26 protein-coding genes and 1 pseudogene are annotated in these 25,107 nt (G+C 43.0%); 12 read left to right on the top strand and 15 right to left on the bottom strand.

The features are described from left to right. Positions 1-51: 51 nt before the first annotated feature. On the bottom strand, positions 52-219 hold the full coding sequence (locus FW759_RS01530) for a hypothetical protein (protein WP_157769649.1): 168 nt from the start codon (positions 217-219) through the stop codon (positions 52-54). Positions 220-785: 566 nt separating this feature from the next. On the opposite strand from FW759_RS01530, the gene ftsY reads away from it, so the two are divergent. Further along, positions 786-1,961 (top strand): signal recognition particle-docking protein FtsY, encoded by a 1,176-nt coding sequence (ftsY, locus tag FW759_RS01525; protein ID WP_446442120.1) that lies wholly within the window; start codon positions 786-788, stop codon positions 1,959-1,961. Between the two features lie 45 nt (positions 1,962-2,006). After that, on the top strand, positions 2,007-2,606 hold the full coding sequence (locus tag FW759_RS01520) for a methylated-DNA--[protein]-cysteine S-methyltransferase (RefSeq protein WP_084387301.1): 600 nt from the start codon (positions 2,007-2,009) through the stop codon (positions 2,604-2,606). Positions 2,607-2,712: 106 nt separating this feature from the next. Here FW759_RS01520 and FW759_RS01515 read toward each other — a convergent pair whose 3' ends face one another. After that, the gene (locus tag FW759_RS01515) at positions 2,713-3,462 is read right to left on the bottom strand and encodes a YebC/PmpR family DNA-binding transcriptional regulator (protein ID WP_062844698.1); all 750 of its coding nucleotides are present in this window, start codon (positions 3,460-3,462) and stop codon (positions 2,713-2,715) included. A 315-nt stretch (positions 3,463-3,777) separates the two neighbouring features. Between FW759_RS01515 and FW759_RS01510 the strand changes: the two genes are divergently transcribed. Further along, a complete protein-coding gene (locus FW759_RS01510; protein WP_062844697.1) occupies positions 3,778-4,608 on the top strand; it encodes an ion transporter in 831 nt (276 codons plus the stop codon). Between the two features lie 46 nt (positions 4,609-4,654). On the opposite strand, the gene FW759_RS01505 is transcribed toward FW759_RS01510, so the two are convergent. Beyond that, entirely contained in the window at positions 4,655-5,956 is a 1,302-nt protein-coding gene (locus tag FW759_RS01505; protein WP_446441975.1) for an ABC1 kinase family protein, read from the bottom strand. A 124-nt stretch (positions 5,957-6,080) separates the two neighbouring features. Further along, positions 6,081-6,647, bottom strand: coding sequence for a type II 3-dehydroquinate dehydratase (gene aroQ / locus FW759_RS01500; RefSeq protein WP_446441974.1), 567 nt, complete (start codon positions 6,645-6,647; stop codon positions 6,081-6,083). Positions 6,648-7,084: 437 nt separating this feature from the next. Here aroQ and FW759_RS01495 point away from each other — a divergent pair, with 437 nt between their 5' ends. After that, the gene (locus FW759_RS01495; RefSeq protein WP_062844694.1) at positions 7,085-7,300 is read left to right on the top strand and encodes a cold-shock protein; all 216 of its coding nucleotides are present in this window, start codon (positions 7,085-7,087) and stop codon (positions 7,298-7,300) included. Between the two features lie 278 nt (positions 7,301-7,578). Beyond that, complete coding sequence (locus tag FW759_RS01490; RefSeq protein WP_446441973.1) at positions 7,579-8,733, top strand: DEAD/DEAH box helicase; 1,155 nt, start codon at positions 7,579-7,581, stop codon at positions 8,731-8,733. A 110-nt stretch (positions 8,734-8,843) separates the two neighbouring features. On the opposite strand, the gene FW759_RS01485 is transcribed toward FW759_RS01490, so the two are convergent. From FW759_RS01485 to FW759_RS01455, 7 genes and pseudogenes are all read right to left on the bottom strand, one after another. Next, positions 8,844-9,668, bottom strand: coding sequence for an urease accessory protein UreH domain-containing protein (locus FW759_RS01485; RefSeq protein ID WP_131397749.1), 825 nt, complete (start codon positions 9,666-9,668; stop codon positions 8,844-8,846). A gap of 97 nt (positions 9,669-9,765) precedes the next feature. After that, positions 9,766-10,059: a cbb3-type cytochrome oxidase assembly protein CcoS gene (gene ccoS, locus FW759_RS01480; protein ID WP_446441972.1), complete on the bottom strand. Its 294-nt coding sequence runs from the start codon at positions 10,057-10,059 to the stop codon at positions 9,766-9,768. Positions 10,060-10,174: 115 nt separating this feature from the next. Beyond that, complete coding sequence (locus FW759_RS01475) at positions 10,175-10,903, bottom strand: YdcF family protein (RefSeq protein ID WP_446441971.1); 729 nt, start codon at positions 10,901-10,903, stop codon at positions 10,175-10,177. Positions 10,904-10,967: 64 nt separating this feature from the next. Next, on the bottom strand, positions 10,968-12,005 hold the full coding sequence (gene murB, locus FW759_RS01470; RefSeq protein WP_446442119.1) for a UDP-N-acetylmuramate dehydrogenase: 1,038 nt from the start codon (positions 12,003-12,005) through the stop codon (positions 10,968-10,970). Positions 12,006-12,205: 200 nt separating this feature from the next. After that, complete coding sequence (locus tag FW759_RS01465) at positions 12,206-12,703, bottom strand: low molecular weight protein-tyrosine-phosphatase (RefSeq protein WP_062844690.1); 498 nt, start codon at positions 12,701-12,703, stop codon at positions 12,206-12,208. Between the two features lie 179 nt (positions 12,704-12,882). Continuing rightward, a complete protein-coding gene (locus FW759_RS01460) occupies positions 12,883-13,305 on the bottom strand; it encodes an RNA-binding S4 domain-containing protein (protein ID WP_062844689.1) in 423 nt (140 codons plus the stop codon). Positions 13,306-13,527: 222 nt separating this feature from the next. Then, positions 13,528-13,665 (bottom strand): annotated as a pseudogene (locus FW759_RS01455) (excalibur calcium-binding domain-containing protein); the annotation flags it as partial. Here FW759_RS01455 and FW759_RS01450 point away from each other — a divergent pair. Next, positions 13,610-13,846 (top strand): hypothetical protein, encoded by a 237-nt coding sequence (locus tag FW759_RS01450; protein ID WP_062844688.1) that lies wholly within the window; start codon positions 13,610-13,612, stop codon positions 13,844-13,846. The pseudogene FW759_RS01455 and the gene FW759_RS01450 sit on opposite strands and share 56 nt — an antisense overlap. A 187-nt stretch (positions 13,847-14,033) precedes the next feature. On the opposite strand, the gene ilvA is transcribed toward FW759_RS01450, so the two are convergent. Continuing rightward, on the bottom strand, positions 14,034-15,587 hold the full coding sequence (gene ilvA, locus FW759_RS01445) for a threonine ammonia-lyase, biosynthetic (protein ID WP_062844687.1): 1,554 nt from the start codon (positions 15,585-15,587) through the stop codon (positions 14,034-14,036). Between the two features lie 229 nt (positions 15,588-15,816). Between ilvA and FW759_RS01440 the strand changes: the two genes are divergently transcribed. The 5 genes from FW759_RS01440 (at position 15,817) to rpiA (ending at position 19,596) form a co-directional block, all read left to right on the top strand. Beyond that, on the top strand, positions 15,817-16,161 hold the full coding sequence (locus FW759_RS01440; RefSeq protein WP_228139832.1) for an ArsR/SmtB family transcription factor: 345 nt from the start codon (positions 15,817-15,819) through the stop codon (positions 16,159-16,161). Between the two features lie 55 nt (positions 16,162-16,216). Further along, entirely contained in the window at positions 16,217-16,624 is a 408-nt protein-coding gene (gene arsC, locus FW759_RS01435; RefSeq protein ID WP_062845926.1) for an arsenate reductase (glutaredoxin), read from the top strand. Next, positions 16,611-17,402, top strand: a complete 792-nt coding sequence (gene arsH, locus FW759_RS01430; RefSeq protein WP_446441970.1) for an arsenical resistance protein ArsH — start codon at positions 16,611-16,613, stop codon at positions 17,400-17,402. The genes arsC and arsH overlap by 14 nt, the downstream gene beginning before the upstream one ends. Positions 17,403-17,456: 54 nt before the next feature. Further along, complete coding sequence (locus FW759_RS01425; RefSeq protein WP_446441969.1) at positions 17,457-18,767, top strand: arsenic transporter; 1,311 nt, start codon at positions 17,457-17,459, stop codon at positions 18,765-18,767. 169 nt (positions 18,768-18,936) lie between these two features. Then, positions 18,937-19,596, top strand: coding sequence for a ribose-5-phosphate isomerase RpiA (gene rpiA / locus FW759_RS01420; RefSeq protein ID WP_446441968.1), 660 nt, complete (start codon positions 18,937-18,939; stop codon positions 19,594-19,596). Positions 19,597-19,715: 119 nt separating this feature from the next. Here rpiA and argF read toward each other — a convergent pair whose 3' ends face one another. The 3 genes from argF to dnaB form a co-directional block, all read right to left on the bottom strand. Then, positions 19,716-20,636 carry an ornithine carbamoyltransferase gene (gene argF, locus FW759_RS01415; protein ID WP_062844683.1) on the bottom strand — a complete coding sequence of 307 codons (921 nt, stop codon included), beginning with the start codon at positions 20,634-20,636 and terminating at the stop codon, positions 19,716-19,718. 186 nt (positions 20,637-20,822) lie between these two features. Beyond that, the gene (gene alr / locus FW759_RS01410; RefSeq protein ID WP_446441967.1) at positions 20,823-21,932 is read right to left on the bottom strand and encodes an alanine racemase; all 1,110 of its coding nucleotides are present in this window, start codon (positions 21,930-21,932) and stop codon (positions 20,823-20,825) included. 189 nt (positions 21,933-22,121) lie between these two features. Then, a complete protein-coding gene (dnaB, locus tag FW759_RS01405) occupies positions 22,122-23,525 on the bottom strand; it encodes a replicative DNA helicase (protein ID WP_062844681.1) in 1,404 nt (467 codons plus the stop codon). A gap of 285 nt (positions 23,526-23,810) precedes the next feature. Between dnaB and pdxA the strand changes: the two genes are divergently transcribed. After that, a complete protein-coding gene (pdxA, locus tag FW759_RS01400; RefSeq protein WP_446441966.1) occupies positions 23,811-24,932 on the top strand; it encodes a 4-hydroxythreonine-4-phosphate dehydrogenase PdxA in 1,122 nt (373 codons plus the stop codon). The last annotated feature ends 175 nt before the right edge of the window (positions 24,933-25,107 follow it).

Genomic DNA, 25,107 nt, shown 5'->3' with positions numbered 1-25,107 from the left:
TTGTATAGGAAGGGATGGATGCACCACATCCAAATATAACCATAAGCGGTTTTATAATGATTTGTGTGCCCCAACCATTACGCTGGCAGTCGGTTTAAACTCTTGCGTGGTAGTACAACCTGAAACAGCTGATAGAGCAAATGTCGCGAATAATAAGGTGGCGCTAATGGCCGCTGTTTTTTTGCTTTGTTTTTTACAAAGAGTGGATAATGATGTCATAGGTAATTCCTATAAATTAAGTATAAAGTGACAAGAAAATGATGAAGTAAAGCTTGTTAGAGTAGGCGAAGTTCGGCTGACAACAGGTCGGATTTTTGTGTCCGAATCTTAAGCGAAACTTTCTCAAATCATCCGTTGGTCTTTTAAACTTGTAAATTTTGATGATAGTCTACGATGGTAAGGTCTGAGCACCACTCGAACTATGCTAAACTAGACTAAAAATTGTCTGTCATAAGGCAGTGCTTATGACGATATATAAATCTACTTAAAATAAACGAATAATTGATAGTGATAACTTTTAGGGCAAGCTTATGAACAATCCAAATAATAGCAATCGTGTGGTCATCAATCTTGACGGCAATCTTGATGACTTAGATGACGATGATATTACCTTACCCAGTCTGCCGACGCAATCTGTCCCCATTATTGATGAGACTGAAGATACCGTCGCAACCAAAACGCCCAATAATAAAAGCATACCAGAGCAACAAGTAAATGATACGAGCGATCAAGATATCGTCAATACGGATGAATCTAATAGTATCGCTTTGGGTACTCCCGTTGGTATGACAGAAGGACAGAATGCACCCTACAATACATTTGAAAGCTTTTCAGATACCAAGTCAAATACTCAAGAAACAAATGTAGCAGTAAACGCTAATGTTAATGCTATGCCTTCTATCCCAGCAATGCCGTTACAAGAGCAGTTAGGGGATACGCCAAGCGTTGCGCCTATGGACAACCCACCAAAAGCGCCAGAACTAGAAAACCCTGCTGTAGAATCACAAGAGACTCAAGAAAATAAAAAATCAGGCAGCTGGTTTAATCGTATGAAAACGGGGCTTAGTAAGTCACGTAAGAATTTGGCTGAAGGTATGGTCAGTATTCTTATCGGTGGTAAAGAGATCGATGATGAGCTTTTAGAAGAAGTTGAAGATCAGTTGTTGGTTGCCGATATTGGTGTCAATGCCACCAATCGCATTATCAAAAGCTTAACTGAGCAGACGGCCCGTGGCGATCTGATCTATGCCCATTCATTGTATAAAGCATTACAAAGTGAGTTGGTTGATATCTTAACCCCCAAAGTTGAGCCGCTCGTGATTGATACCAGCAAAAAACCATTTGTTATCTTGATGGTGGGGGTCAATGGGGTGGGGAAAACCACGACTATCGGCAAGCTTGCCAAGCGTTTACAAGGTGAAGGCAAATCAGTCATGCTGGCGGCAGGTGATACATTCCGCGCGGCGGCCACCGAGCAGCTACAGATTTGGGGTGAGCGCAACAACATCCCAGTTGTAGCGCAAGGTCATGGTTCTGATAGTGCTTCTGTTATCTTTGATGCCATGCAGTCTGCCAAAGCAAAGAATATCGATGTGCTAATCGCAGACACGGCAGGACGTCTGCAAAACAAAACGCATCTGATGGCTGAGCTGGAGAAAGTGGTACGAGTCATGCGTAAAGCGGATCCAAGCGCACCGCACGAAGGTATGATTGTTCTTGATGCTGGCACAGGTCAAAATGCAATTAACCAAGTTGAATTGTTTAATAAAGCGGTACCATTGACGGGTATTACCATCACCAAACTAGATGGTACGGCTAAAGGTGGGGTGGTCTTCAATATTGCTGAGACGACCGATGTACCTATTCGTTATATTGGAGTGGGCGAATCGATTGATGATTTACGTGCCTTTAGTCCAAAACAGTTCGTCGCCGCATTGTTTGAAACAGACGATAAAGAGTAATTAGCGAAACTGCCAGCAACCAAATAATAGGACAGGAGTCAGTATATGATCGTTACTAGCGTTGTATTAACCGATATCGTTCACAATAATAGCTCATCACCTAAGGCTGCTTTGTTGCTGGCAAGCCATGTCATCAACAATACGGCAAAGCTGATTTGGTGTAATTGGCTTGCGCTTGATGAGCACTGGCAAGATAAAATCAAACTCAAAGCTTTATCAAAGCATTATAAATTTGATGTCGATGAGGTGACATTTATCGCTGCTGATCAGTTAGAGTCCAATGACAAAGAACAAGAGGTATTGCTGGCAAGCATTGCTCAGATACAAAATTATATGCAAGGACAGCGTAGTGACTTTGACTTGCCAATTGATACCAGTGCGGGTACAGCATTTCAGCAGCGAGTTTGGGGTGCACTGCAAGAGATTGGATATGGCGAGACTATTAGTTATGCCACTCTTGCTCAGCGTGTAGATAATCCCAAAGGCTTTCGTGCAGTAGCGCAAGCCAATGGTAAAAATCCCTTCAGCGTGATTATTCCCTGTCATCGAGTCATCAGCAGTGATGGTAAACTTGGTGGTTATACAGGTGGACTGGATAAGAAAGAGTACTTATTAGCGCTAGAAGGAATTACCTGCAAAGTCTAGTTTGAGTTGAGTTATCACCAACAGCTATCAGTCGTAAAATACAAAGAGGCCGAACGTTTATGGCGTTTGGCCTCTTTTGTGAGTAACAACCAATGATTGAATAAACTTATTGCTCAAGCTGTGCCATTACATCAGCAGAGAAGTTAACGTTAGTATAAACTTCTTGCACATCATCAGCATCTTCTAACATATCGATCATTTTTAGGATTTTTTCGGCATCTTCCACATTGTCTATTTCAGCTGTGGTTGAGGGTGACATAGTCACTTCTGCATTGTCAGAGACAAGACCAGCAGCATTAAGCGCGTCTTGAACTTGACCAAAACTTTCCCATTCAGTGATGACCATCAATGTTTCGCCATCATTTTCGATATCGAGCGCGCCAGCCTCTAGTGCAACCAGCATGACGTCTTCTTCTAAGTTGGTATCATTAAAACTGATTTCACCACGTTTGGTAAATAGGTAAGCCACTGATCCTGATGTGCCCAAATTACCATCATTTTTTGTAAATGCATGACGTACTTCGCTAACGGTACGATTAAGATTGTCAGTCATAGTCTCAACCAATACTGCCACACCGCCAACCCCATAACCCTCATAGCTGACTTCTTCCATGTTTTCGTTATCACCGCCACCAGTACCACGATCGACAGCGCGATTGATGGTGTCTCGGGTCATATTGACTGACAATGCTTTTTCGATGACAGCACGCAAGCGTGGGTTCTTATCCGGATCAGGATCACCTTGCTTGGCAGCAGAAACAATTTCACGAATAATTTTGGTAAATATTTTACCTTTTACCGCATCCTGACGGGCTTTACGGTGTTTGATATTTGCCCATTTTGAATGGCCTGCCATATAACATCCTTAATTTTTGCGTATTATTTTTTATGCTTAAAAAACCGATTAATAACACTTATAAATACTCAAACGCGCGTTTCCTACTCGGAATATCCGTGTATTTAACGTAATAGAGCTACCTATGTGTTAACGATTTGTATGTTGTTAGAAGTGCTTTTTTGCTACACTGTGGCAACTTATAAACTATATTAACGGCGATAAGTCAGTAATATTATAAACCAGTTTCGTGTATTTTAACTAACTTGGCCTTATTCATCATATTTTAAGTCATTGCTTATTATCAAGCCATTGATTTTACGACGTACGGATTCTATGAAACAACCAACTGCTGAAGCCATCACACACTTACGTAACCGCATTCATATCATTATTGAAGGTACGGATACCCGCTTGGGCAAGCTTTTCGATATTGTGTTGCTCATTGCAATTTTGGCCAGTGTGGGCGTGGTCATGTTAGACAGTGTGTTGTTTGTACGTTTGCAATATGGGACGATATTTTTTTATGCAGAATGGTTTTTTACTATTTTGTTCACGATTGAATATATATTAAGGCTGTTTTCGGCACCCAATCGCTTTCGATACGTATTTAGTTTTTTTGGCGTTGTAGATTTACTGTCCATTTTACCCAGTTATTTGAGCCTTGTCTTTGGTGGCGTGCAGTATCTTATCGTCATACGTATTTTGCGTCTTTTACGCGTGTTTCGAGTCCTCAAACTCAAAGCTTATATGCAGCAAGCAGGTTTTTTGGCTTCAGCACTGAGAACCAGTCAGCAAAAGATAACGGTATTTTTCTTATCGCTTGTTCTCTTGGTGACTATTTATGGCTCTATCGTGTACGTGGTAGAAGGACCAGAAAACGGCTTTACAAGTATTCCAATCTCTATTTATTGGGCAGTTGTGACGTTAACCACAGTGGGATATGGTGATATTTCACCGAAAACGCCACTTGGTCAGGCCATTGCAACGATGGTCATGATTACAGGTTATGCTGTCATTGCGGTACCAACCGGTATCTTTACCTCAGAGTTGACGCGTAACATGCGTCCGCAGCTCGATCCAGTTACTTGTCCAAACTGTGGTAAGTTTGGGCATGCTATAGGGGCAGAGTTTTGTGATCGCTGTGGTCATGCATTACATGTCTAGATAGGGGCACTAGTATTCGTCTAACGTTTAGAGGCGCAATTATCGTTTATACGTCAATATACTCATCAACGAATGGCGATAGGTCAATCTTAACCCCTAGATTAACTAAGTTCCAATACTGTCCTGATATGGTGCGATCTAACATCATAGTGGTTGCAGAAGGTTGAAATTGTCCAAAGTATTTTAAAGAGGTACGCATTTGTGCAATGGCTTCGTGATGTATCTGACTGCTACCAAAATCAAAATCGCCCTCATGATAAGGCTTAATAGACAAAGGTTTTAGACCAATAGATAACCATTTTTCATAAAATTCTCCCGGTATGTTTTTATCATCATCACGGCGGATATCTAAGGCAATCAAGTCCTGCTCAAGTGCCGTTGCATCACCTTTGATGGCATGTTTGGCGAATCGACGAAACAGTTGAACTTCGCTATCACTATAGCTACGAATCCCACCAAAATCATAAGCCACGACGCTGCCATCTTCTCGAAAAGCAAAGTTACCTGGGTGTGGGTCACAATGCATACGATACAACCCAAATAGTTGCCCTGCGGTAAAGTGGAACAATCGCTCAGCTATCTTTTGTTTAATGTCGTTATTCCAAGTTGCAGCAATTGTCAGGGTTTCGCCCATCTCTTCAGTCAAAGTCAAAATGCGCTTGGATGAGTGACTGGTAATAACTTTAGGGATGATAAGTCCTTCATCATCTGCATGAAAAGCCCCAAACACTCGTAAATTATGGGCTTCTTTAATATAGTCCAACTCGTCATGCAAGCTTTGGCGAATTTCATTAAATAGTTGTTCTTGTAGCTGTTTGCTCATGTTGAGCACACCAGCGATTTTCAATGCCATACGGACTTGTTTTAGGTCGCTATCGCAGTTTTCATCCACATCAGGATACTGAACTTTTACCACCACTTTTTGTCCAGATGGCAAAATGGCTTTATGCACTTGTCCAATAGATGCGGCGGCAAAGGGCACTTCTTCAAATTCGCTGAACAGCTCTTTTATGGGTGCTTTTAGTTCCCGCTCTACTTGTACGCGTATTTGCGCATAAGGCATGGGCGGTGCATCTTTTTGCAGTTTTTCTAGTGCAGTAGCCACTTCCGGGGGGAACACATCTTTATATTGTGATGCAATTTGTCCCACCTTCATGACTGCGCCTTTCATTTCTCCCAAGGTTTCGGCTATCTGAATACCCACGTCTTGCATTAGCTCTGAGCGCGCTTGTAAGCGTTTTTCTTCGTCACTTGAGAGATGCTTAAATGAGTTTTTAGCTGCTTTACCGGCAATACTTGCTGTCATGCCAGCGAGTTTCATAAAGCGCTTTCCAGACGATTTTGCCATTCATATCACCATATAGTGGATTGTTTGCTCAGCCGTAATTCTAATACTTTAACCAGATGATTGCTGTTTAACTAATGTGCTGATAAAAAAGTTATCTAATGCAAGCTCTAATCTTTTACTGATATCAGTCGTTACGATTGAAGTTATGAGTATCTATATCGTTCATATCCACAGAGTAAAGATTATCAAGCCAATACGTTAATGCCATTTGATACCCCAAATGTCCCAAGCCGCAGATAACACCAACAGCGACATCGCTCAAATAAGAATGATGGCGAAAAGGCTCGCGCGCATGAACATTAGATAAATGTACTTCTATAAAGGGTTTTTGTGTGGCCAGCAGTGCATCGCGTAGCGCCACCGAGGTATGAGTAAAGGCGGCAGGATTAATAATCATCGCATCCACTTGCTCGGTTGCATTGGCCAGTAATCCATAATGCTGTATTTCATCAACCAGCTGGCCTTCATGATTTGATTGTATACAAATCAACTCAATACCGTACTCAGCAGCGCGAGCTATTAAACGTTTCTCAATGTCTACAAGCGTTGTATGACCATAAATCTCAGGCTCACGCTTACCCAGCAAATTCAAATTGACGCCATTAATCAGCAGCAATTTGTGGGTAAGGTGTTTAGTGATGTGTTGATCCGAGGTTTCTGTACTTGATGCAGATTGAGAAGGGGTTGTCATAATGTTCTCTATAACAGTTGCGCAGTGAGGGTAAATTATAATGCATTGTGAAATATATCGATGATAAAAAAGTAAAAAGAGGTAATTTAATAGTATGTCTCTTTATGATAGCAGCTTGCTCATAAGGTTATAAAAAAATTATGGCGTAAATAAAATAAAGAATAAAAAACAGATTAAAAGTCTTTATGTTGCTAAAAACCCGTGCTATGATATTTTTTACGCAATATTTATTGCAAGTTTGTTACTATCATTATGATGAGCTTTTGAAGAAGAGAGTTTTTGGTTATAAGAACAACTCTTTAAGACGACGGCTTTACGCAAATAATGATGGTAAAAGTAGTACTCTTAAGTTTTTGATTTTATAATCTTAGATCCCGTTTGTATGCAATGTTGCAAAGGAATTTGGGGCTAAGCGGACTTTTTTAGGAAGCAATATTATGTCAGCTCGTGAGCAAGGTATCGTTAAGTGGTTTAATGACTCAAAAGGCTTTGGTTTCATTCAACGTGACAGTGGAGAAGACATTTTTGTCCATTTCCGTGCGATTCAAGGTGATGGCTATCGTTCTTTGAAAGACGGTGAAAAGGTTGAGTTTAGCGTAGTTGAAGGCGATAAAGGCCTTCAAGCTGAAGAAGTCAGAAAAGTAGGAGAGTAATCTATTCAGTCATTACAGCGGTTTCGCTATATTGTCTGTATACACTACTGATATACTACTGAGTCAAGCCCAGCTTATCTTACCTGTGTTGAGTAAAATCAATGTACTCGGTAGAATAAGGTATTGGGTTTGACTTTTTTTATGCTCCTATGTTTGTCAATGATGTGCAGATCAAATGGCGTTTTCATCATTGTTTCTGTTGCAAAGTAAGACAACCGATTATTCAACACCTATTTATAATCAATAATAAGTAGCCATTCATTTAAAAGGATATTTTTTTGAGTAATTTTACGACCTTTACTGACTTGCCACTGTCAGCTGCAACGTTACGTGCCATCAATGACTTGGGGTTTACGGAATTGACCCCTATTCAGGCAAAAATACTGCCTCATACTTTGGCAAACCAAGATGCTATTGGGCAGGCACAGACGGGTACTGGTAAGACGGCAACGTTTTTATTGACTATCATGGAAGCACTACTTAAGCGTCCTTTTGGTAGCGATGAAGAACGCTACTTAGGAGAGCCACGTGCCGTGGTCATGGCACCCACTCGTGAACTTGCTCAGCAAATATTTGAAGATTGTCTTGCCTTGACTAAGTACACCTCACTTCATAGTGTGTGCATCATGGGTGGAACCAATTATGAAAATCAGCAGCATGAGCTTGATCGTCAATATGTTGATATTCTAGTAGCAACGCCTGGCCGTCTCATTGATCTTGCTAATAAGGGCATGGTTTTTTTAGATCGTGTGGAAGTGCTGGTATTAGATGAAGCCGATCGCATGCTTGACATGGGCTTTATCCCAGATATCAAACGCCTAGTAGGCCGAATGCCAGCTAATACGGATCGTCAAAGTTTATTATTTTCGGCGACTTTCAACCAAGACGTGATGAATTTAGCTTACCGCTGGTTACATGAACCCCAGTTTGTTGAGATTGAACCTGAGCACAAAACCAGTGAGTTGGTCGATCAGCATTTTTACTTATTAACGGAAGATCAAAAGCTAACAGCGTTGCAGCGCATTATTAATGATGCTACGGTAGAAAAAGTGATTATCTTTGCCAATCGCAAAGATCAAGTCAAACGTCTTTACCATAAACTGCGCCAAGCCCATAAAATTGTCATGTTATCGGGTGACGTCATTCAACAAAAACGTGAAAAATATCTACAGCGTTTTAAAGATGGTCATGCCTCAGTTTTAGTGGCGACGGACGTAGCAGGTCGCGGTATTCATGTCGATGATATCAGTCATGTGATCAATTATACTTTGCCTGACCAACCAGACGATTATGTGCATCGCATTGGACGTACTGGTCGCGCTGGACAAAAAGGCATTAGTATCAGCTTTGTGAGTGAAGATGATGCTTTTAATATACCAGCGTTAGAAGATCACTTAGAGACTAAGTTTGCGCTTGAGCAGTGGCAAGAGTAATTTTTATAAAATAACGGTACTCAATAAAAAAGTTCCTACTATCAGAAGCGAGAGTAGGAACTTTTTTATTATTCATAGAAAAAATTGGCGTTATAGACACTCTCTAAAAATCAATGAGCATGATGCATCGTCTCAGTGTCATCACTCATATCATGCATGCTATGATCTATCTCTGGGTTCATATCGTGATTCATTTGACTCATATCAGAATGGCTACTGTGATCCATAGTTGTATGGCTGCCACCGTGACTGTGTCCACCATGCATACTAGACATGACGATGGGCGTAAATACAACTGCTAAGCCAGATATCACTAGCACAGCACCATTGAGTTGTCTTAAACGGAAACGTCCAATTTTATCACGCAACCAGCCAACGGTTTCATGAGTGGCTACAAGCATCGGCACTGTTCCCAAACCGAAAACAAACATGAGTGCCGCACCACTTATAGGATTATGAGCAACCACAGCGATAAGTAATGCACCATATACCAAACCACAAGGTAAAAATCCCCAAAGCAGACCCGCAGTCAAAGCACGTGGAAAGGTGTTTAATGGGAATACTTTTTGACGAAGGGGGCTTAGGTACTGCCAAAAACGCATACCAAACCGTTCAAGTTTATTCAAAAACGGCGCACCAAGCATGGTGACGCCAACAAAGGCCAGTACTAAGCCCAATAAAATACGTGGCAGATTGTTACCAGTCATCAATGGCTCTAGCACAGTCGTACCAATCAAGCCTGCGATCAAACCTAAAAATGCATAACTGCCCAAACGCCCAATATGATAAGTGGCAACCAGCGCACGACGTTTGGCTGGGCTTGAATCTTTCATCGATAACCCGAATGCGGTTACAAGACCGCCGCACATACCTAGGCAATGCGGAGAGCCAAAAAACCCCATGAGTAACGCGGCAACAAGTAAAGCTGTGGTCATAGAGGGCATCTCCTAAAAAAGAAAACCTAATAATGTCTTTGAGAGTTAGTCAAAAAGTATGATAAGTAGCTCAATGAAAGAGGGGGACAGATTACAGTCAAAGTTTTGATATTTTTTCTTTATCAGCGTGATCGGCGAGTTCTGTACCGGTACTGTCTGATTCTGGGTTATTGATGTTCGTCACAGTCAGCTCGCTCTTCTGGGTAGTAGGCTCTACATGCGTATGAGCTTGCATGGTTTGCCTGCGCTCTTGGCGGTCGTCCAAGATGATACGTTGTGAGGCGTTGTCCAAATCTTCGAACTGATTTGACTTGACGGCATATCGTACGGCCCAAATAGCAACCACAAACAGCATGAGACTTAATGGAATTAGTAAAAATATACTGAGCATGGTAACTCTCTTAAATAGCGGTTTCCCTGATCATTATACACCCATTGTCAGTGTGGTGATGAATGTGAGGCAAATGAGTATTATAAAATATGCTTTTGTAGACCAACGTTTGCCACTATTCAGCCGTTGTCTTTTCAGCATCACCTCTTGGCGTTAGCAACTGTTGTGAAGTCACGTCTCTAGCCTGACGGCAATCTACCTGCGGTCGTATCACATCACGCAAATAGGCGGCAACTTCATAAACAGCACGTCTTGAATGGCTCAGGTTTTGTGCAGGTTTTATCCAATCACGATCGACAGGCAAAGGAGCACTAAGCGGCGTACTATTGATACCATTTAAAGCAAATTGTCTACGTGCGCGTGCCATATGGTAGCTATCGGTAATGAGATACACATGATGCAGAGGGATACGTTTGGCAGTAAAGCGCGCGTTTTCGCAAGTATTCATACTGGCATTTTCGCTAATCAGTCCATCGATGCCATGCTCAATAAGCCATTGACCGAGCCATGGTGCTTCAGCACCGCTCAACACAATCGGCAAAGGCAAGTCATGGTAGGCGCTGGCAGCCGTACGAGCACGATTGAGACTGTAGTTATTGAGGATGATTTGATTGTTATTATTATTGGTTAATCCTCCTCCCAATACTACGTAAGCAGTCGGTGGCGAAGTCATTGCCATGCCAGACACTTTAGGTAACGGTAGCAGAGTAAATAGATAAACAATCGTTTGAGAAAACAACGGTGTGAATAAACTGATAATCACTAAAATAACCGTCGTTGAACCAAGCACAAAAGTAATATTGATAATACGAAACAGCTTCATCATGCGTTCAGCTGAACGCAAATAATACCGCCACAGTCTTTTAGATAACGGTTGTTTAGATGACCGTCTTTTGGATCTTGACGATTTACGCCACATACTCATCATATCCAACTGAGCCATCCGTATTTACCCAAACTGGCTCACGTGATAATTGAATGGCAAATTTTTCAAAAATAACCGTGGCGATATATTTTTGAGAGGTTGCCACGTCATATTGGGTTGCTTGATAAGGCGTGTGATTAGTCAGTACTAAGGCTTGATGTTGATGAGTAACGATGGGTGCAATGCCGCCACCTTTTAATCCTGCTTGCTCAATCAGCCATCCTGCTGCAACTTTGACCATGTCATCAGGCATGGGGTAGCCAACGATAGCAGGGTAGGTGGTTTGTAATTGGGTGAATTGCTTTTGAGGTATGATAGGGTTTTGGAAAAAGCTACCGCAATTCGGTAGGTGTTTAGGGTCGGGCAGTTTTTGCTGACGGATATCTATGATAGCCTGCATCACATCTACAGGAGTCACTTGCGTACGGTCTTGCTGCTCAGCATAGCGCTGTGCAACTGTTTTTACATCTCCATAACTGGCTAAGACTTTGTTGACATCAGTATGCAATCTAAACCCAACGCAACTGATTAACCACATATTGGGTGCACGTTTAAAGATACTATCACGATAGCCGAACTCGCAATCAGCTGTGCTTAACTGATGCCATGTTTTGGTTGGTAAATGATAAGCGCGTACATACTCTAAGCAATCTTCTAGCTGAACACCATAAGCACCGATGTTCTGTACAGGAGCCGCTCCAGTAAGACCAGGTATCAGTGCAAGATTTTCCAGTCCATACCAGCCTTGGCTTACCGTATGTACCACCAAGTCATGCCAGTTTTCGCCCGCCATGACTTCAATGTCAACGTACTCATCGGTTTGCGCTACCAAAGTAATACCGCGCATTTTCGGCTGTAAGACGATTGCGTCTAGCTGCGCTGGCAATAAGACATTGCTGCCACCAGAAAGTACAAATAATGACTTCTGACTTATAATGTCTTTATAACTTGCCATAAAAACGTCAAGCTGCGATTCATCTGTTAATTCTACGACCGACCCAGCTGCACAAGCCAATGCCATTGTATTACTATGCGATAAATCCACCGATGACTCAGAAAGTAATCTGTTTGGAAAATCAATGTCTATGGTAGGCTGAGCGCTACTATCGAAATGTAAAGTTGAGGTCATAACAGAGCCTATGTGGCGAATAAATGGCAAACTATGCGGCACTTATTATAAAGGATACAAAACATAAAAGGCGCATAAATTAATACTCAAGCCTAGCAAGCTTTCCAACTCTCAATCCAAGCTTGAGCACTTGATTCAATACGTTCAATCACTTCTTCGAAGTCATCGTTATCGCCTTTATAAGGGTCTGGAACGTCGTCACCGCTATATGTAGGATCTTCTTCACTAAACAAGGCAAGCTTAGCCAAATCATCTTCTGAACCTTCCAAACGCTCTTTCATGGCTTGTAAATCAGCTAAGTTTTGCGCATCCATTGCCAAAATTAAATCAAAATTTCGAAAGTCATCATCACTTACTTGACGCGCGACCAATTTATTGATTTTATAACCGTGCGACTTTGCATGTCGTTGTGAGCGCTCGTCAGGTGCAGAGCCTACATGACCATCACTTGTGCCTGCTGAATCTACTTTAATCGATAAGCCAGCAATGGCTGCTTGCTGACGAAAAATCTCCTCAGCAGTGGGAGACCGGCAAATATTTCCTAAGCAAACCAACAGTACCGACGATGGCGTACAAGTTTTTAGCAGCATAATATGACCTTTCATAACAAAAAAAACATGCCATAAGAAACCCACGTAACGTATGTGGCCCTTATTAACATGCAATCGATTAAAAACAGCTATCAGCGTAACGTGTAATGCCTTGAATGGCAAGGGCAGAGGCTGAACAATAGGGTCATCTGATAGCGTGATGTAAGTTTTTGATGGTTTTAATCTTGCTTACTTTTAAACCGTTGAATGTCACGGCGCTCTTTTTTATTGGGTTTATTGTCGGGCCTGGCAAGGTTGGCAAGTTTGCGCTGCTCGGCATAATAAGCGCGGCGCGTTTCACTTTCCTCAGTCTCTGAGTATAAGACTTGAGCCGCATCGGCATTACCACGTTGGGCAGATAGCGCCTCAACGATGACGGTTTTTTCAGTCATCGCAGTGGCTGAACCTTGACGAATCGTTAATTCATCACCGACCGCAATCTCTTTACTGGTTTTCACCCGGCTACCACCATAGTGCACCCGTCCACTTTCGATGGCCTGTTTAGCAAGCGTACGCGTCCGATAAAAACGTGCTGCCCAAAGCCATTTATCAAGACGAATTCTAGCAAGTGCTTGATTTTTATCATCAATGTTGTTTTTCATAATAATTACTCTGTATTGATTTCTATCTCTATTTAAAACAAGACAATACTAATAATATTAGGGCGAATTTCGTATTTGCAAATGGATCTTGTCATTGAGCATAGTAAAGTTTGCATGATCATTGAAATAAAAAAAGACGTGGAAGAGGACCTTATTAAGACGATCTCTTCCTTCTGTATTCTGATAAAAAGGGTACGTTTTTAGTAGGTGCAATATGGAAAACTAGTTACACCATTGCTGCTCACAAGGCACACCGTCATGGTTACCATCCATTTTGGTATTGGGACAGTTATTACTAAAATAGGTGGCTTCTGCGCAAGAGGTCATCTGCGAGCAATGTTGTCTGCCATCACACGTAAAGCTTGGTGCAGCTGGTTTTGTACTTAATACTGGCTCTGCTATTGGGGCTGATGCTGTAGATGGGTTAGAATCAACGTACGTTGGTGGTATGTCGTTAAAATCGGTAGATGGAGAATTAGTGGCAGTTGGTATATCGATTACAGCATCAACTGTAGACCCACTTATGGATGTTTTAGGTTGAAGGGTCTTATAAGCTAAGAGCGCTAAAGTTAATAAAACTATGACCATTATTATGTTTTTCATAACTGCCCAATATCAATATGTCTAATATAAATGAGAGAGGGCTAAAAACTAGTACTCTCTATCAATTCATCAAAGTCAGTTCTTTAATCCATTAAAAAACTGACTTGCTAGATGATCGTTTGTACTTATTTCAAAAACAGCTGATATCCGATATTGTCATTTAGCATGGTACAGTCATAACCAATATCGAGTAGGGCATCTTGTAGTTGGCGCGAGTTGCTTTCAGTGGCTTGCAAGCCGACCAAAACGCGCCCTTCAGCAGCGCCATGATTGCGATAATGAAACAAGGTGATATTAAAGTCATCGCCCAATTTTTCTAAGAACGTCAGCAAAGCGCCCGGACGCTCTGGGAACTCTACTTTTAGCAGCTGTTCGTTTTCGATATGAGCATGACCACCAATCAAATGACGGATATGCGATTTGGCAATATCATCATCTGTTAAGTCATGAGCTTCATAGCCGTCAACTGCCAATTGATTACTAATGGTTTGTCGTTCTTTTTCGCCTTCTTTTAAGGCAATACCGACAAAGATTGCTGCTGGCTCCATAGAATCAGGTGATTTTTTGCTATTAGCACGGTAATTAAACTCAGTAATGTTGCGTCCATGTAGACTGCGGCAGAAGTTCAAGAAAGCACCCGTTTGTTCAGGAATGGCCACGCCAAAAATGGCTTCTTTTTTCTCGCCAATTTCGGTACGCTCAGCGATATAACGCAAACGATCGAAGTTCATATTGGCACCGCAGACGATGCCAACGCAGTTTTTGCCTTGTAGATTGTTCGCTTTGATATATTTTTTCATGCCAGCCACAGACAAGGCACCAGCAGGTTCGACAATGCTACGGTTTTCTTCAAAAATGTCTTTGACGGCGGCGCAAACTTCATCATTGGTACAAGTAACGACTTCAGGCTCGACCACAGGACCTGAGCGATCACTTTTTTGCATACGTACCACGTCAAAAGGTAGCTCGCCTATCTGCGCGACTGCCACACCATCTACAAACAATCCGACTTGCTCAAGTTTAACGCGCTCACCTGTTTCAAGTGCTGCCTTCAAGCAGGCAGATTGATCCGCTTCTACCGCAATGACTTTGACATGCGGCGCGACTTCCCCTAAGAACGCAGCAACCCCTGAGATTAGACCGCCACCGCCTACCGCTACAAAGACATAATCCATATTACGCCACTGCTGAGTCAGCTCTAAACCAATAGTGCCTTGTCCAGCAATGACCAGCTCATCGTCATAGGGCGGGATAAAAGTAAGACCTTCGCGCTCGGCACGCTCAATTGCGTAACGATTGGCTTGATCAAAACTATCGCCATGTAAATCGACATTACCGCCCAGTGCTTTCACCGCATCTACTTTGATATCTGGTGTGGTGGTTGGCATGACGATGATGTTATTAAGCGATAACTTGCGAGCAGAATAGGCGACCCCTTGCGCGTGGTTGCCAGCCGAGGCACAAATCACACCACGTGCTTTTTGCTCGTCGCTCAATTGGCTAATACGGTTATAAGCGCCGCGCAATTTGAAGGATTTTACGGGTTGCAAGTCTTCACGTTTGAAGCGAATATCGTTGGCAAAACGTTGAGTCAACTTGGGTGCCGCTTCAAGTGGTGTTTGAATAGCAACGTCATAGACGGTGGCTTGCAAAATGGCTCTTACCCAACGTGACAGCATAGTAATTCCTAAACAAAATGTAGATGAATATAAGAAGTATGAATGAATATAAAAAATGAAATAGATTAGCCTATGCTGATTTTGATTGTCTTGCAAGACACAATTGCATTTTTTGCTATGATTGACGGCTTTAAGAATGAACCAGTAAAAATGAGCGGCGCAACTTAATAAAATTCCGTGTTAGACACTTGACGTATTTCAATATGTCTGTATTATTGGACATATGGAAATGACTACTGCTATCGCCAGCTTTGCTGCGCTCTCTCAAGACACTCGTTTAAAAGCCTTTCGGTTACTTGTCAATCAAGAGCCGAGTGGCTTACCTGCGGGTGAAATAGCCCGTCAATTGGACGTGCCTCACAATACTATGTCAACGCACTTGTCTGTGCTGGCACGAGCTGGATGGGTCGTCTCAAAAAGACACAGCCGTCAAATAGTGTATCGTGCTTCTTTATCGCATATGGAAGCGGTCGTTCAGTTTTTATTGCAAGACTGCTGTGCAGGACATCCGGAATTGTGCGCATCGCTTGTCAGTAGCTTGAGTGGGTGCGAAGTGGTTAAAGCAGACCATTAAGATGATTACTGACATATATTTTGATAAATACACCCACAAACCAGATGAGGTTGCTATGAAGCCATTGATTTTTCATAATCCTAACTGCGGTACTTCACGTAATACCTTAGCTATTATCAAAGCCTCAGGTGAGGAGCCAGAAGTGGTGGAGTACCTAAAAACACCACCAACGCGTGACTACTTGGTTGAGCTTTTGGCAAAAATGAACCTTTCTCCGCGCGAGCTGCTACGTAGCAAGGAGCCAATCTGTAAGGAGCTGGGTTTAGATAATGCTAGTGTCTCTGATGATCAGTTGATTGATGCGATGATTGCTCATCCTATTTTAATCAATCGTCCTATTGTGGTTACGGATAAAGGCGCGGCATTGTGCCGCCCTTCAGAGCGAGTGTTTGGTCTATTGGACACGCCAGTGAGTAGTTTTACTAAAGAGGATGGAGAGGTTATTCATCATGGACAACCTTAATAACCAAGCAGAAAAAGCAAACCTTGGATCGGCTGACTTAGAGTCGATAGCGTTAGAGAGTATCAATTTTGACGAGTTGCCCAATATTGATCCAAATCACATACAACCGATTGATATTGAATCTTTGCTTGGTGCAAGTGATCCGCGTCATCCACCCAAGATATTAGTATTGTATGGGTCTTTACGCACACGCTCATTTTCTAAACTGGCAGCCGAAGAAGCCAGTCGTTTATTGCGTTGGTATGGCTGTGAGGTCAAAATGTTTGACCCATCAGGTTTACCATTGCCAGATGATGCAGATGCCGAGCATCCCAAGGTGCAAGAATTACGAGAGCTGGCACAGTGGTCAGAAGGCATGCTTTGGGTAAGTCCCGAACGTCACGGCAGTATGACCAGTATTATGAAAGCACAGATCGATTGGATACCATTATCACTTGGTGGCGTACGCCCGACCCAAGGAAAAACGCTGGCAGTGATGCAAGTGAGTGGTGGCAGTCAAAGCTTCAATACGGTCAATCAGCTACGGATTCTTGGTCGTTGGATGCGCATGATTACTATCCCTAATCAGTCTTCTATTCCCAAAGCTTTTTTAGAATTTAACAATGACAATCGCATGGACATGTCTCCTTTATATCTGCGTCTTGTGGATGTTTGCGAAGAATTGGTGAAGTTTACTTGGCTCACACGTGGGCGCTCAGCGTATCTAACGGATCGCTATTCAGAACGCGTAGAAAGTGCTGAGGAACTCTCACGCCGCGTGAATCAAAAATCAATTTAACCTCATTACTAAATTAACGGTTCTAAATTGAGTCTACTTAAATAAGGCTGTTCAATGCTTGCACTCATTATTTTTATTGTGACTTTGGTTTTGGTGATTTGGCAGCCTAAAGGGTTGGGCATTGGTTGGAGTGCATTAGGCGGGGCGTTGATTGCCTTGGCTTTTGGGGTGGTGCAATGGTCTGATGTGAGCGTGGTTTGGGATATTGTCTGGGATGCGACCTTTACCTTTGTAGCACTTATCATTATCTCGCTTATCTTAGATAAGGCAGGGTTTTTTGGTTGGGCAGCGCTACATGTGGCAAGATTGGGCAATGGGCAAGGGCGTTTGCTATTTCCAATGATTGTTATCTTGGGCGCGTTTATATCGGCATTTTTTGCCAATGACGGTGCAGCGTTACTCTTGACACCGATTGTTATCGCTATTCTACTACGTTTGAATTTTTCACCACCCTCTGCACTGGCTTTTATCATCGCGACGGGCTTTATTGCCGATACAGCAAGTCTGCCACTGGTGACGTCTAATTTGGTCAATATTGTCAGTGCCAATTATTTTGATATTGGTTTTGGGCGTTATGCAGCGGTTATGGTGCCCGTCAATATCGTCTCTGTGATAGCAACATTAGCAGTGTTGTGGATTGCATACTATCGCCATATTCCAACGCATTATTCAATTGCCAATCTGAGCAAGCCTGAATCCGCTATCGAAGATCCTTTAGTGTTCAAAGCCGCTTTCCCATTGCTGGCATTATTATTGATGGCTTATTTTGCAACTGAATCATTGGGATTACATATCTCACTCGTCACTGGCGCGGCGGCCTTACTCCTGATGGCAATTGCAAGTCGCTTTTGGCAAGGTGGTCGCGGGGCAGTTGTTTCCGTGCGTGATGTCGTGCGTAATGCACCTTGGCAAATTGTACTGTTTTCGATCGGCATGTATTTGGTTGTTTATGGCTTAGGAAATGCAGGACTCACCGATTATGGCGCTCAAATTTTAAGTTGGCTGGGGCAGCAGGGCGCAATTACAGCAACGTTAGGCACAGGATTTTTGTCTGCCATTGTGGCGTCTATTATGAATAATATGCCATCCACACTGGTTGGTGCATTGGCCATTGATAGCGCACAAGTACCGGCAGCGACTCGAGAGTTGATGATATATGCCAATGTGATTGGTAATGATTTGGGTCCAAAATTCACACCTATCGGTAGTCTGGCGACTTTATTATGGCTGCATGTATTGGCAGAAAAAGACTATAAGATTAGCTGGGGCCAATATATGAAAATTGGACTGCTTATCACGCCGCCTGTGTTATTAGCGACGTTACTGGCTTTAGTCTTTTGGTTGCCTTATTTGTCAAATGTTTAAACTCAATCCAAAAAAAATAGTATGAGTTAAAACTGTGGTTGGTTTAAAATTTAGAAAAAGGATTACGCTGACATTCAATAAAGTCATCGGTTATAATAGCCGCGCATTTTATCTCTTTTAGCCTTCTACTTCTTTTAAGACGATACGTTTATTTTACCAAGGATTTATGATGAGTGATCAGCAAGCACAAAAACAAGCCGCAGCCAAGGCTGCTCTAAGTTACATTGAAGACAATATGATACTTGGGGTAGGAACAGGTAGTACGGTCAACTGTTTGATTGAGCTGTTGCCGACGCTAAAGCTTGCCGGAGCTGTTGCAAGCTCGCAGGTGACGGAAGACAAATTACGTGCGCTTGGTATAGAAATCATAGATTTAAACTTTGCGGGTACGCTTGATGTTTATATTGATGGCGCTGATGAAGTCAATGAGCATCTGCAACTGATAAAGGGCGGCGGCGGTGCACTCACTCGCGAAAAAATCGTTGCGGCGGCTTCAAATAAGTTTGTATGCATGGTTGATGCGAGCAAAAGTGTCGAAACACTAGGCCGCGCGTTTCCGGTACCGATTGAAGTACTACCACAAGCACGCTCTTATGTGGCGCGCCAGTTGGCTAAATTGGGCGGTGAGCCAGTCTACCGTGAAGACTTTGTCACTGACTATGGCAATGTGATTCTTGATACGTATGATTTAGACGTCAGTGATCCAGTAGCGCTTGAAAAAGCGTTGAACAATATCGTTGGTGTCGTCTGTAACGGTATTTTTGCCGCCAATCAAGCAGATGTGCTACTCAAGGCAAGCAGTAACGGGGTTGAGACACTAATCCGTTAAACACTGCTCCGTTAATTGAGCGTTAACGCTTGGATAAACACAAAAAAGGCAGACCACTATCAAGGTGATCTGCCTTTTTTATATGCGTTATTTTATAAATGATTTGCGCAGAGGCTTTATTAAGACAGTTTGATTTTGTCTTTTAATAAAAATTCCATCAAGGCTTTTTGCGCATGTAAGCGGTTTTCTGCCTCGTCCCACACCACTGAACGAGGGTCATCAAGCATATCGTGAGAAATCTCTTCACCACGATGTGCAGGTAAGCAATGCATAAACACCACTTCAGGATCAGCTTTATCTAATAGTGAAGGCGTCACTTGATATGGTGCAAAACGGCGGGCACGGGTGTTTTGTTCAGATTCTTGTCCCATACTCGCCCATACATCGGTGACGATTAAGTGAGAATCTTTTGCCGCATCTTGTACGTTTTCGACCAAGCTCACACAATGAGAGAAGCGTTCCATCAGTTTTGGATCTGGCTCAAAGCCATAGGGCGCAGCCACTCGTAGCTCAAAGCCAAACTGATTGGCGGCTTGCATAAAGGACGAGCACATATTGTTGCCATCACCGACCCATGTCACGATTTTGTTTTCGATACTTCCGCGATGCTCATAGTAAGTCTGCATGTCAGCAAGCAACTGGCAAGGATGAAACTCATCAGTCAGTGCATTAATAATAGGCACACTAGAGTATTCAGCAAAGGTTTCGACCTTTTCGTGACCAAAGGTACGAATCATAATGATATCGACCATACTGGAGATGACACGGGCTGAATCTTCTAATGGCTCACCGCGCCCAAGTTGGGTATCGTTTGGCGATAAAAAGATAGCATTACCGCCAAATTGACCCATACCAGTCTCAAAAGATATGCGCGTGCGGGTAGAAGATTTTTCAAAAATCATACCAAGCGTACGTCCAACAAAGGGCTGATATATCTCGCCCGCATGTTGCATCTTACGCAGTTCGCTCGCGCGTTTGATCAGGGTTTCTAGTTCTTGTTTGGTTAAATCAGATAAGGTCAAAAAATGGCGCAAACTCATAGTAATCCTAGCAGTCGATCGCAGTCAGTGAAACGTTATCAGTCTTCAATAGCATCGCATTAGTGCATATGCTGGGGTGACAACAAACTTTTAGTATAGCGTAATTACTTCCAATGTAAATGTTCAATTTACGCTGAATGATAAGTCACTTAAGTAGACCATTCATTTGTCATTTCCTTGCGACCATTATACTTGTATGCGTCTTGGTCGCATTGTTACACGGCACAATAACTCATAGCTGATGGTGTCAGCATGTACGGCTACTTCATCAATGTGCGGCGCATCTCCCCACAGCAATACCTGACTATCTAACAGATGGGCGTCCTCTGGTACAGTGCTGACATCAATGACGATCATGTCCATGGCCACACGTCCAATCACAGCGCACCGGTAGCTTTGGTTATTTGTACTATCAATAACAGACACATAAGCATCGTCACTGACCACACGTGGATACCCATCTCCATAGCCCACGCTTACTAGCGCTGTTCTAGTATCTTGCTGTGCCACCCAGCGACTACCATAACCTATTGCATCATTGGCATTGACAGTTTGCAGCGCTATGATTTGAGCACTAAAACTCATAGCAGGTTGTAAGTCTAATTCTTGCGCGCTTTTATCAATGACGGGTGAGCTGCCATATAAGATGATACCCGGACGTACCCAATCATGATGATGCTCTGAAAAATTGACGGTACCAGCTGAGTTGCATAATGAGCCTTTAATATCAGCACTAATGCTCTCTCGTAAAGCATTTAGGACATCGGTAAAACGCTGTATTTGTAACGCATTTAGCGGATGGTCGCGGTTATCAGCATTGGCAAAATGCGTGGTCAATATCAGCTGGTATCCTGCTTCATGCAGACGCTTAGCTGCTGCCATAACCCCTTTGGCATTGAAACCTAAGCGGTTCATGCCAGTATTGTACTTGAGCCACACCACTCTGGTTGCGCTTTCAACTGGCGGGATATTGTCCAATGCCCATGTCAGTTGCGGTACATGATGAATCACGCAGCTGATGTCATGTTCAATCGCCTGCTGCCACTCATCGGCGGTAAACGACCCTTCTACCAAACCAATGGTTTTGTTCCAGCCCAATTGTCTCGCTTCTAACGCCTCGGTAAAGGTAGCAACGCCAATACCATCTGCTTGCGTTAACGCTGGTAGTACTGCTGCCACCCCGTGACCATAAGCGTTGGACTTGACCATCGCGAGAACTTTGGCATTTGGCGCCAGTTTTTTGACCTGATTGAGGTTGTGAGTAATGGCTTTTGGTTTGATGGTAATGGTACGCATAATCGCCTTCTTTATTAGCAAAATGTCGAAATAAGCAGAGCTATGGAATGATAGTAGGAAAGCATAAAGCCAGTGGCGCATCAATGAGGTTGATGCACCACTGGCTGTGTTTATAACTTATGTTTTACAGATGTTCTTGGCTACAATCAAACGAGAGTGTTGCCGCTGACTAGGTATATATTGAGTATATTATTCATCATTCTCAAAACTAACGCCTTGATAATATTCTGGCGTCAGATTGATGAAGCGTGTGAATTGCCCCTCAAAACCCAATCGCACGGTACCAATCGGGCCGTTACGCTGTTTACCAATGATGATTTCAGCCACCCCTTTGTGGTCGGAGTTCTCATTATAAACCTCATCACGATAGATGAACATAATCAAATCGGCATCCTGCTCAATCGCACCAGATTCTCGCAGATCCGACATGATAGGGCGTTTATTCGGACGGTTTTCTAGACTACGGTTAAGCTGAGATAGGGCGATAACGGGACATTCAAGCTCACGTGCTAGCGCTTTTAAACTACGAGAAATCTCAGAGATCTCGCCCACACGGTTGCCGTCTAGACTTGGTACTTTCATCAACTGTAGATAATCGACGACGATAGCGCCCAAACGTCCATCATGGTTTTTGGCGATACGTCGGCAGCGAGAGCGCATCTCAGATGGCGGCAGTGCCGTACTATCATCAATGTATAAATGCTTAGATTGCAAATGTTGAATGGCATTCATCATTTTTGCCCATTCATCCTCGTTCATTTGCCCAGAGCGCAGATGCGTCTGGTTAATCGCCCCCCATGAGGACAGCAAACGCATGACGATGGATTCGGCTGGCATTTCCATCGAAAATACCACGACCGGCAGATCTTCATTGAATAAAACACCTTCTGCTAAGTTCATGGCAAAAGTGGTTTTACCCATAGAAGGACGGGCAGCCACAATGATCAAATCACCTGCTTGCAAACCTTGTGTTTTGTTGTTCAACTCGACAAATGGCGTTTGTAGACCAATCATGCCATCAGGATTTGATTTTAGCTCTTGTATTTTATCAATAACGTTGGTCAGTACAGAGGTGATCCCAACAGGCCCACGCTGCTCAGCACGTTTGTTATGTTGCTCATTAATGCTAAATATCTTGCCCTCAACACTGTCTAAAATATCGCTGACGGTTTGATCTTTTGGGTTATAAGCAAGCGTTAGCATCTCATTGCCCGTAGTAATGAGCTGGCGTAGTGTTGATAGCTCACGTACGCGTTGAGCATAAGCGGTCAGGTTAAACAACGTCGCAGGACTTTGGCTCAAAATATCTGCCAAATAACTGTCACCGCCAGCACCTTTTAAGAGCTTCTGTGCTTCTAACCAGTCATGCACCATGACCGTATCATAAGGTTCATTGACGGCTGCAAGGTGAGCAATGGCATCGAAAATATACTGATGTCGCCCTGCATAAAAGTCATCTTTGGTGACGATATCGGCAATCTTGTCGTACGCCTCTTCAATACTCATCAAAGACGCAAGTAATGCCTTTTCGATATCGATATTATGTGGCGGTGTCTGATTGAGTAGTTCGTCGGTTTTTTCGGTGTCTGCCATGAGTGCCTAATGTGTTAAAAGTCGGTATAAAACAGGTTTGTGACTAGAATGGATCGATAATAGCGCACAACCCACAAGTTTGATTACTACAACAGAAGTATCAAAATGGAGTCTCAGCATGCCTGAGTAAATGCTACAATCAGAAGCGAAATTCTATCACATTATAAACATCTTGATGGTTCTGATGACAAAATTCTCTGGATTTGGTGTCGTCAAATAATGGCTCAAAGCAGTAAACATGACAATGATATTACGACTAAAAATACAATAAAATCGGTGACTTATATGAAAAAAAAACACAATGATAATCAGGAAAAACGACCGCTCTTGTTGACCACAGGTGAACCTGCTGGTATTGGTATGGATGTTGTGTTGCTACTGGCAGCTGAAAATAATTTGCAAGATTTTTTGCGTCCAATGTGGGTAACGGCTGATGCTACCGCCATGCAAACACGCGCAGATGAGCTTATTGCGGCTGGTGTATTCAAAAGCTGCCCATCTTGGCAAACCATAGATGCAAATATAGATGTTGATAGTTTAGACGCTGAATTTTTAACAAATCAGATCTCACAGCAAGCCGCTAATGCAGACAGTGCCTTTATTCTGCTAAATGTATCTTGTGCTGCACCCGTGTCTTCTGGGCAGATTGATATTAGTAACTCAGCGATGGTAGCAAAACAGTTAGAGATTGCCCATAAACTTGCGACAAATCAAACTGTGGCAGCAATTGTCACAGGACCATTACAAAAATCAGCGTTGATAGATGCGGGTATCAAACTGCCGGATGGCACGATGTTTAGCGGTCATACCGAGTTTTTTATGCAGCAAAGCGGCTGTGAAAAAGTGGTCATGATGCTGGCCAATCAAGCCATGAAAGTCGCGCTTGTGACTACCCATTTACCGCTCAAAGACATTCCTGCTGCTATCACTGCAGAAAACGTACGCCAAACGGTACAAATTGTCATCGATGACTTGCGTGAAAAATTTGGCTTGACGCAGCCACGCATTTTGGTTTGCGGTCTCAATCCACATGCAGGCGAGGGCGGTCATCTGGGGAGTGAGGAGATAGAGATTATCAATCCTGTGCTACGTGAGTTCATCAATGCTGGCGTAGATATATCAGAGGCAATGCCTGCTGATACCTTATTTACGTCCAGACACTTGGCAAACTGTGATGCAGTGATTGCTATGTATCATGATCAAGGATTGCCTGTACTCAAGTCGCATGGATTTGGCGATACGGTCAACTTAACCTTAGGTCTGCCTTATATCCGCACCTCGGTCGATCATGGCACGGCGCTTGATTTGGCAGGACGTGGCGGTGCGAGTGCCACCAGCTTATACCAAGCATTAATAATGGCAAATGAGATGGCAGACAGGTCACTTACTAATAGACCTTTTACATAAGTCGGTCGGTGCCTTAGCAAGGTTTGTTTCGCAGGATTAGACAATACTGGTATCAGCAATATCTATTTATAAATTATCAAACGTGACCTAGTATAGGTGGTTCCATTATAGCAGTCTGTTTTAAGTGGTCTGTTAATAGATTTTAAGGGCGAAATGTCTAGTTCCCTTGGGGTAT

This window comes from Psychrobacter sp. 1176_08 (assembly GCF_052850615.1).
Note: the sequence above shows the minus strand (reverse complement) of the source record. Positions and strands in the feature narration are given on the sequence as shown.

What these genes read in the sequence shown, in the direction of transcription:
- FW759_RS01530 (WP_157769649.1), bottom strand. Translation starts at nt 219, where the DNA reads ATGACATCATTATCCACTCTTTGTAAAAAACAAAGCAAAAAAACAGCG.
- ftsY (WP_446442120.1), top strand. Translation starts at nt 786, where the DNA reads ATGACAGAAGGACAGAATGCACCCTACAATACATTTGAAAGCTTTTCA.
- FW759_RS01520 (WP_084387301.1), top strand. Translation starts at nt 2,007, where the DNA reads ATGATCGTTACTAGCGTTGTATTAACCGATATCGTTCACAATAATAGC.
- FW759_RS01515 (WP_062844698.1), bottom strand. Translation starts at nt 3,462, where the DNA reads ATGGCAGGCCATTCAAAATGGGCAAATATCAAACACCGTAAAGCCCGT.
- FW759_RS01510 (WP_062844697.1), top strand. Translation starts at nt 3,778, where the DNA reads ATGAAACAACCAACTGCTGAAGCCATCACACACTTACGTAACCGCATT.
- FW759_RS01505 (WP_446441975.1), bottom strand. Translation starts at nt 5,956, where the DNA reads ATGGCAAAATCGTCTGGAAAGCGCTTTATGAAACTCGCTGGCATGACA.
- aroQ (WP_446441974.1), bottom strand. Translation starts at nt 6,647, where the DNA reads ATGACAACCCCTTCTCAATCTGCATCAAGTACAGAAACCTCGGATCAA.
- FW759_RS01495 (WP_062844694.1), top strand. Translation starts at nt 7,085, where the DNA reads ATGTCAGCTCGTGAGCAAGGTATCGTTAAGTGGTTTAATGACTCAAAA.
- FW759_RS01485 (WP_131397749.1), bottom strand. Translation starts at nt 9,668, where the DNA reads ATGACCACAGCTTTACTTGTTGCCGCGTTACTCATGGGGTTTTTTGGC.
- ccoS (WP_446441972.1), bottom strand. Translation starts at nt 10,059, where the DNA reads ATGCTCAGTATATTTTTACTAATTCCATTAAGTCTCATGCTGTTTGTG.
- murB (WP_446442119.1), bottom strand. Translation starts at nt 12,005, where the DNA reads ATGGCATTGGCTTGTGCAGCTGGGTCGGTCGTAGAATTAACAGATGAA.
- FW759_RS01465 (WP_062844690.1), bottom strand. Translation starts at nt 12,703, where the DNA reads ATGCTGCTAAAAACTTGTACGCCATCGTCGGTACTGTTGGTTTGCTTA.
- FW759_RS01460 (WP_062844689.1), bottom strand. Translation starts at nt 13,305, where the DNA reads ATGAAAAACAACATTGATGATAAAAATCAAGCACTTGCTAGAATTCGT.
- ilvA (WP_062844687.1), bottom strand. Translation starts at nt 15,587, where the DNA reads ATGCTGTCACGTTGGGTAAGAGCCATTTTGCAAGCCACCGTCTATGAC.
- FW759_RS01440 (WP_228139832.1), top strand. Translation starts at nt 15,817, where the DNA reads ATGACTACTGCTATCGCCAGCTTTGCTGCGCTCTCTCAAGACACTCGT.
- arsC (WP_062845926.1), top strand. Translation starts at nt 16,217, where the DNA reads ATGAAGCCATTGATTTTTCATAATCCTAACTGCGGTACTTCACGTAAT.
- arsH (WP_446441970.1), top strand. Translation starts at nt 16,611, where the DNA reads ATGGACAACCTTAATAACCAAGCAGAAAAAGCAAACCTTGGATCGGCT.
- FW759_RS01425 (WP_446441969.1), top strand. Translation starts at nt 17,457, where the DNA reads ATGCTTGCACTCATTATTTTTATTGTGACTTTGGTTTTGGTGATTTGG.
- rpiA (WP_446441968.1), top strand. Translation starts at nt 18,937, where the DNA reads ATGAGTGATCAGCAAGCACAAAAACAAGCCGCAGCCAAGGCTGCTCTA.
- argF (WP_062844683.1), bottom strand. Translation starts at nt 20,636, where the DNA reads ATGAGTTTGCGCCATTTTTTGACCTTATCTGATTTAACCAAACAAGAA.
- alr (WP_446441967.1), bottom strand. Translation starts at nt 21,932, where the DNA reads ATGCGTACCATTACCATCAAACCAAAAGCCATTACTCACAACCTCAAT.
- dnaB (WP_062844681.1), bottom strand. Translation starts at nt 23,525, where the DNA reads ATGGCAGACACCGAAAAAACCGACGAACTACTCAATCAGACACCGCCA.
- pdxA (WP_446441966.1), top strand. Translation starts at nt 23,811, where the DNA reads ATGAAAAAAAAACACAATGATAATCAGGAAAAACGACCGCTCTTGTTG.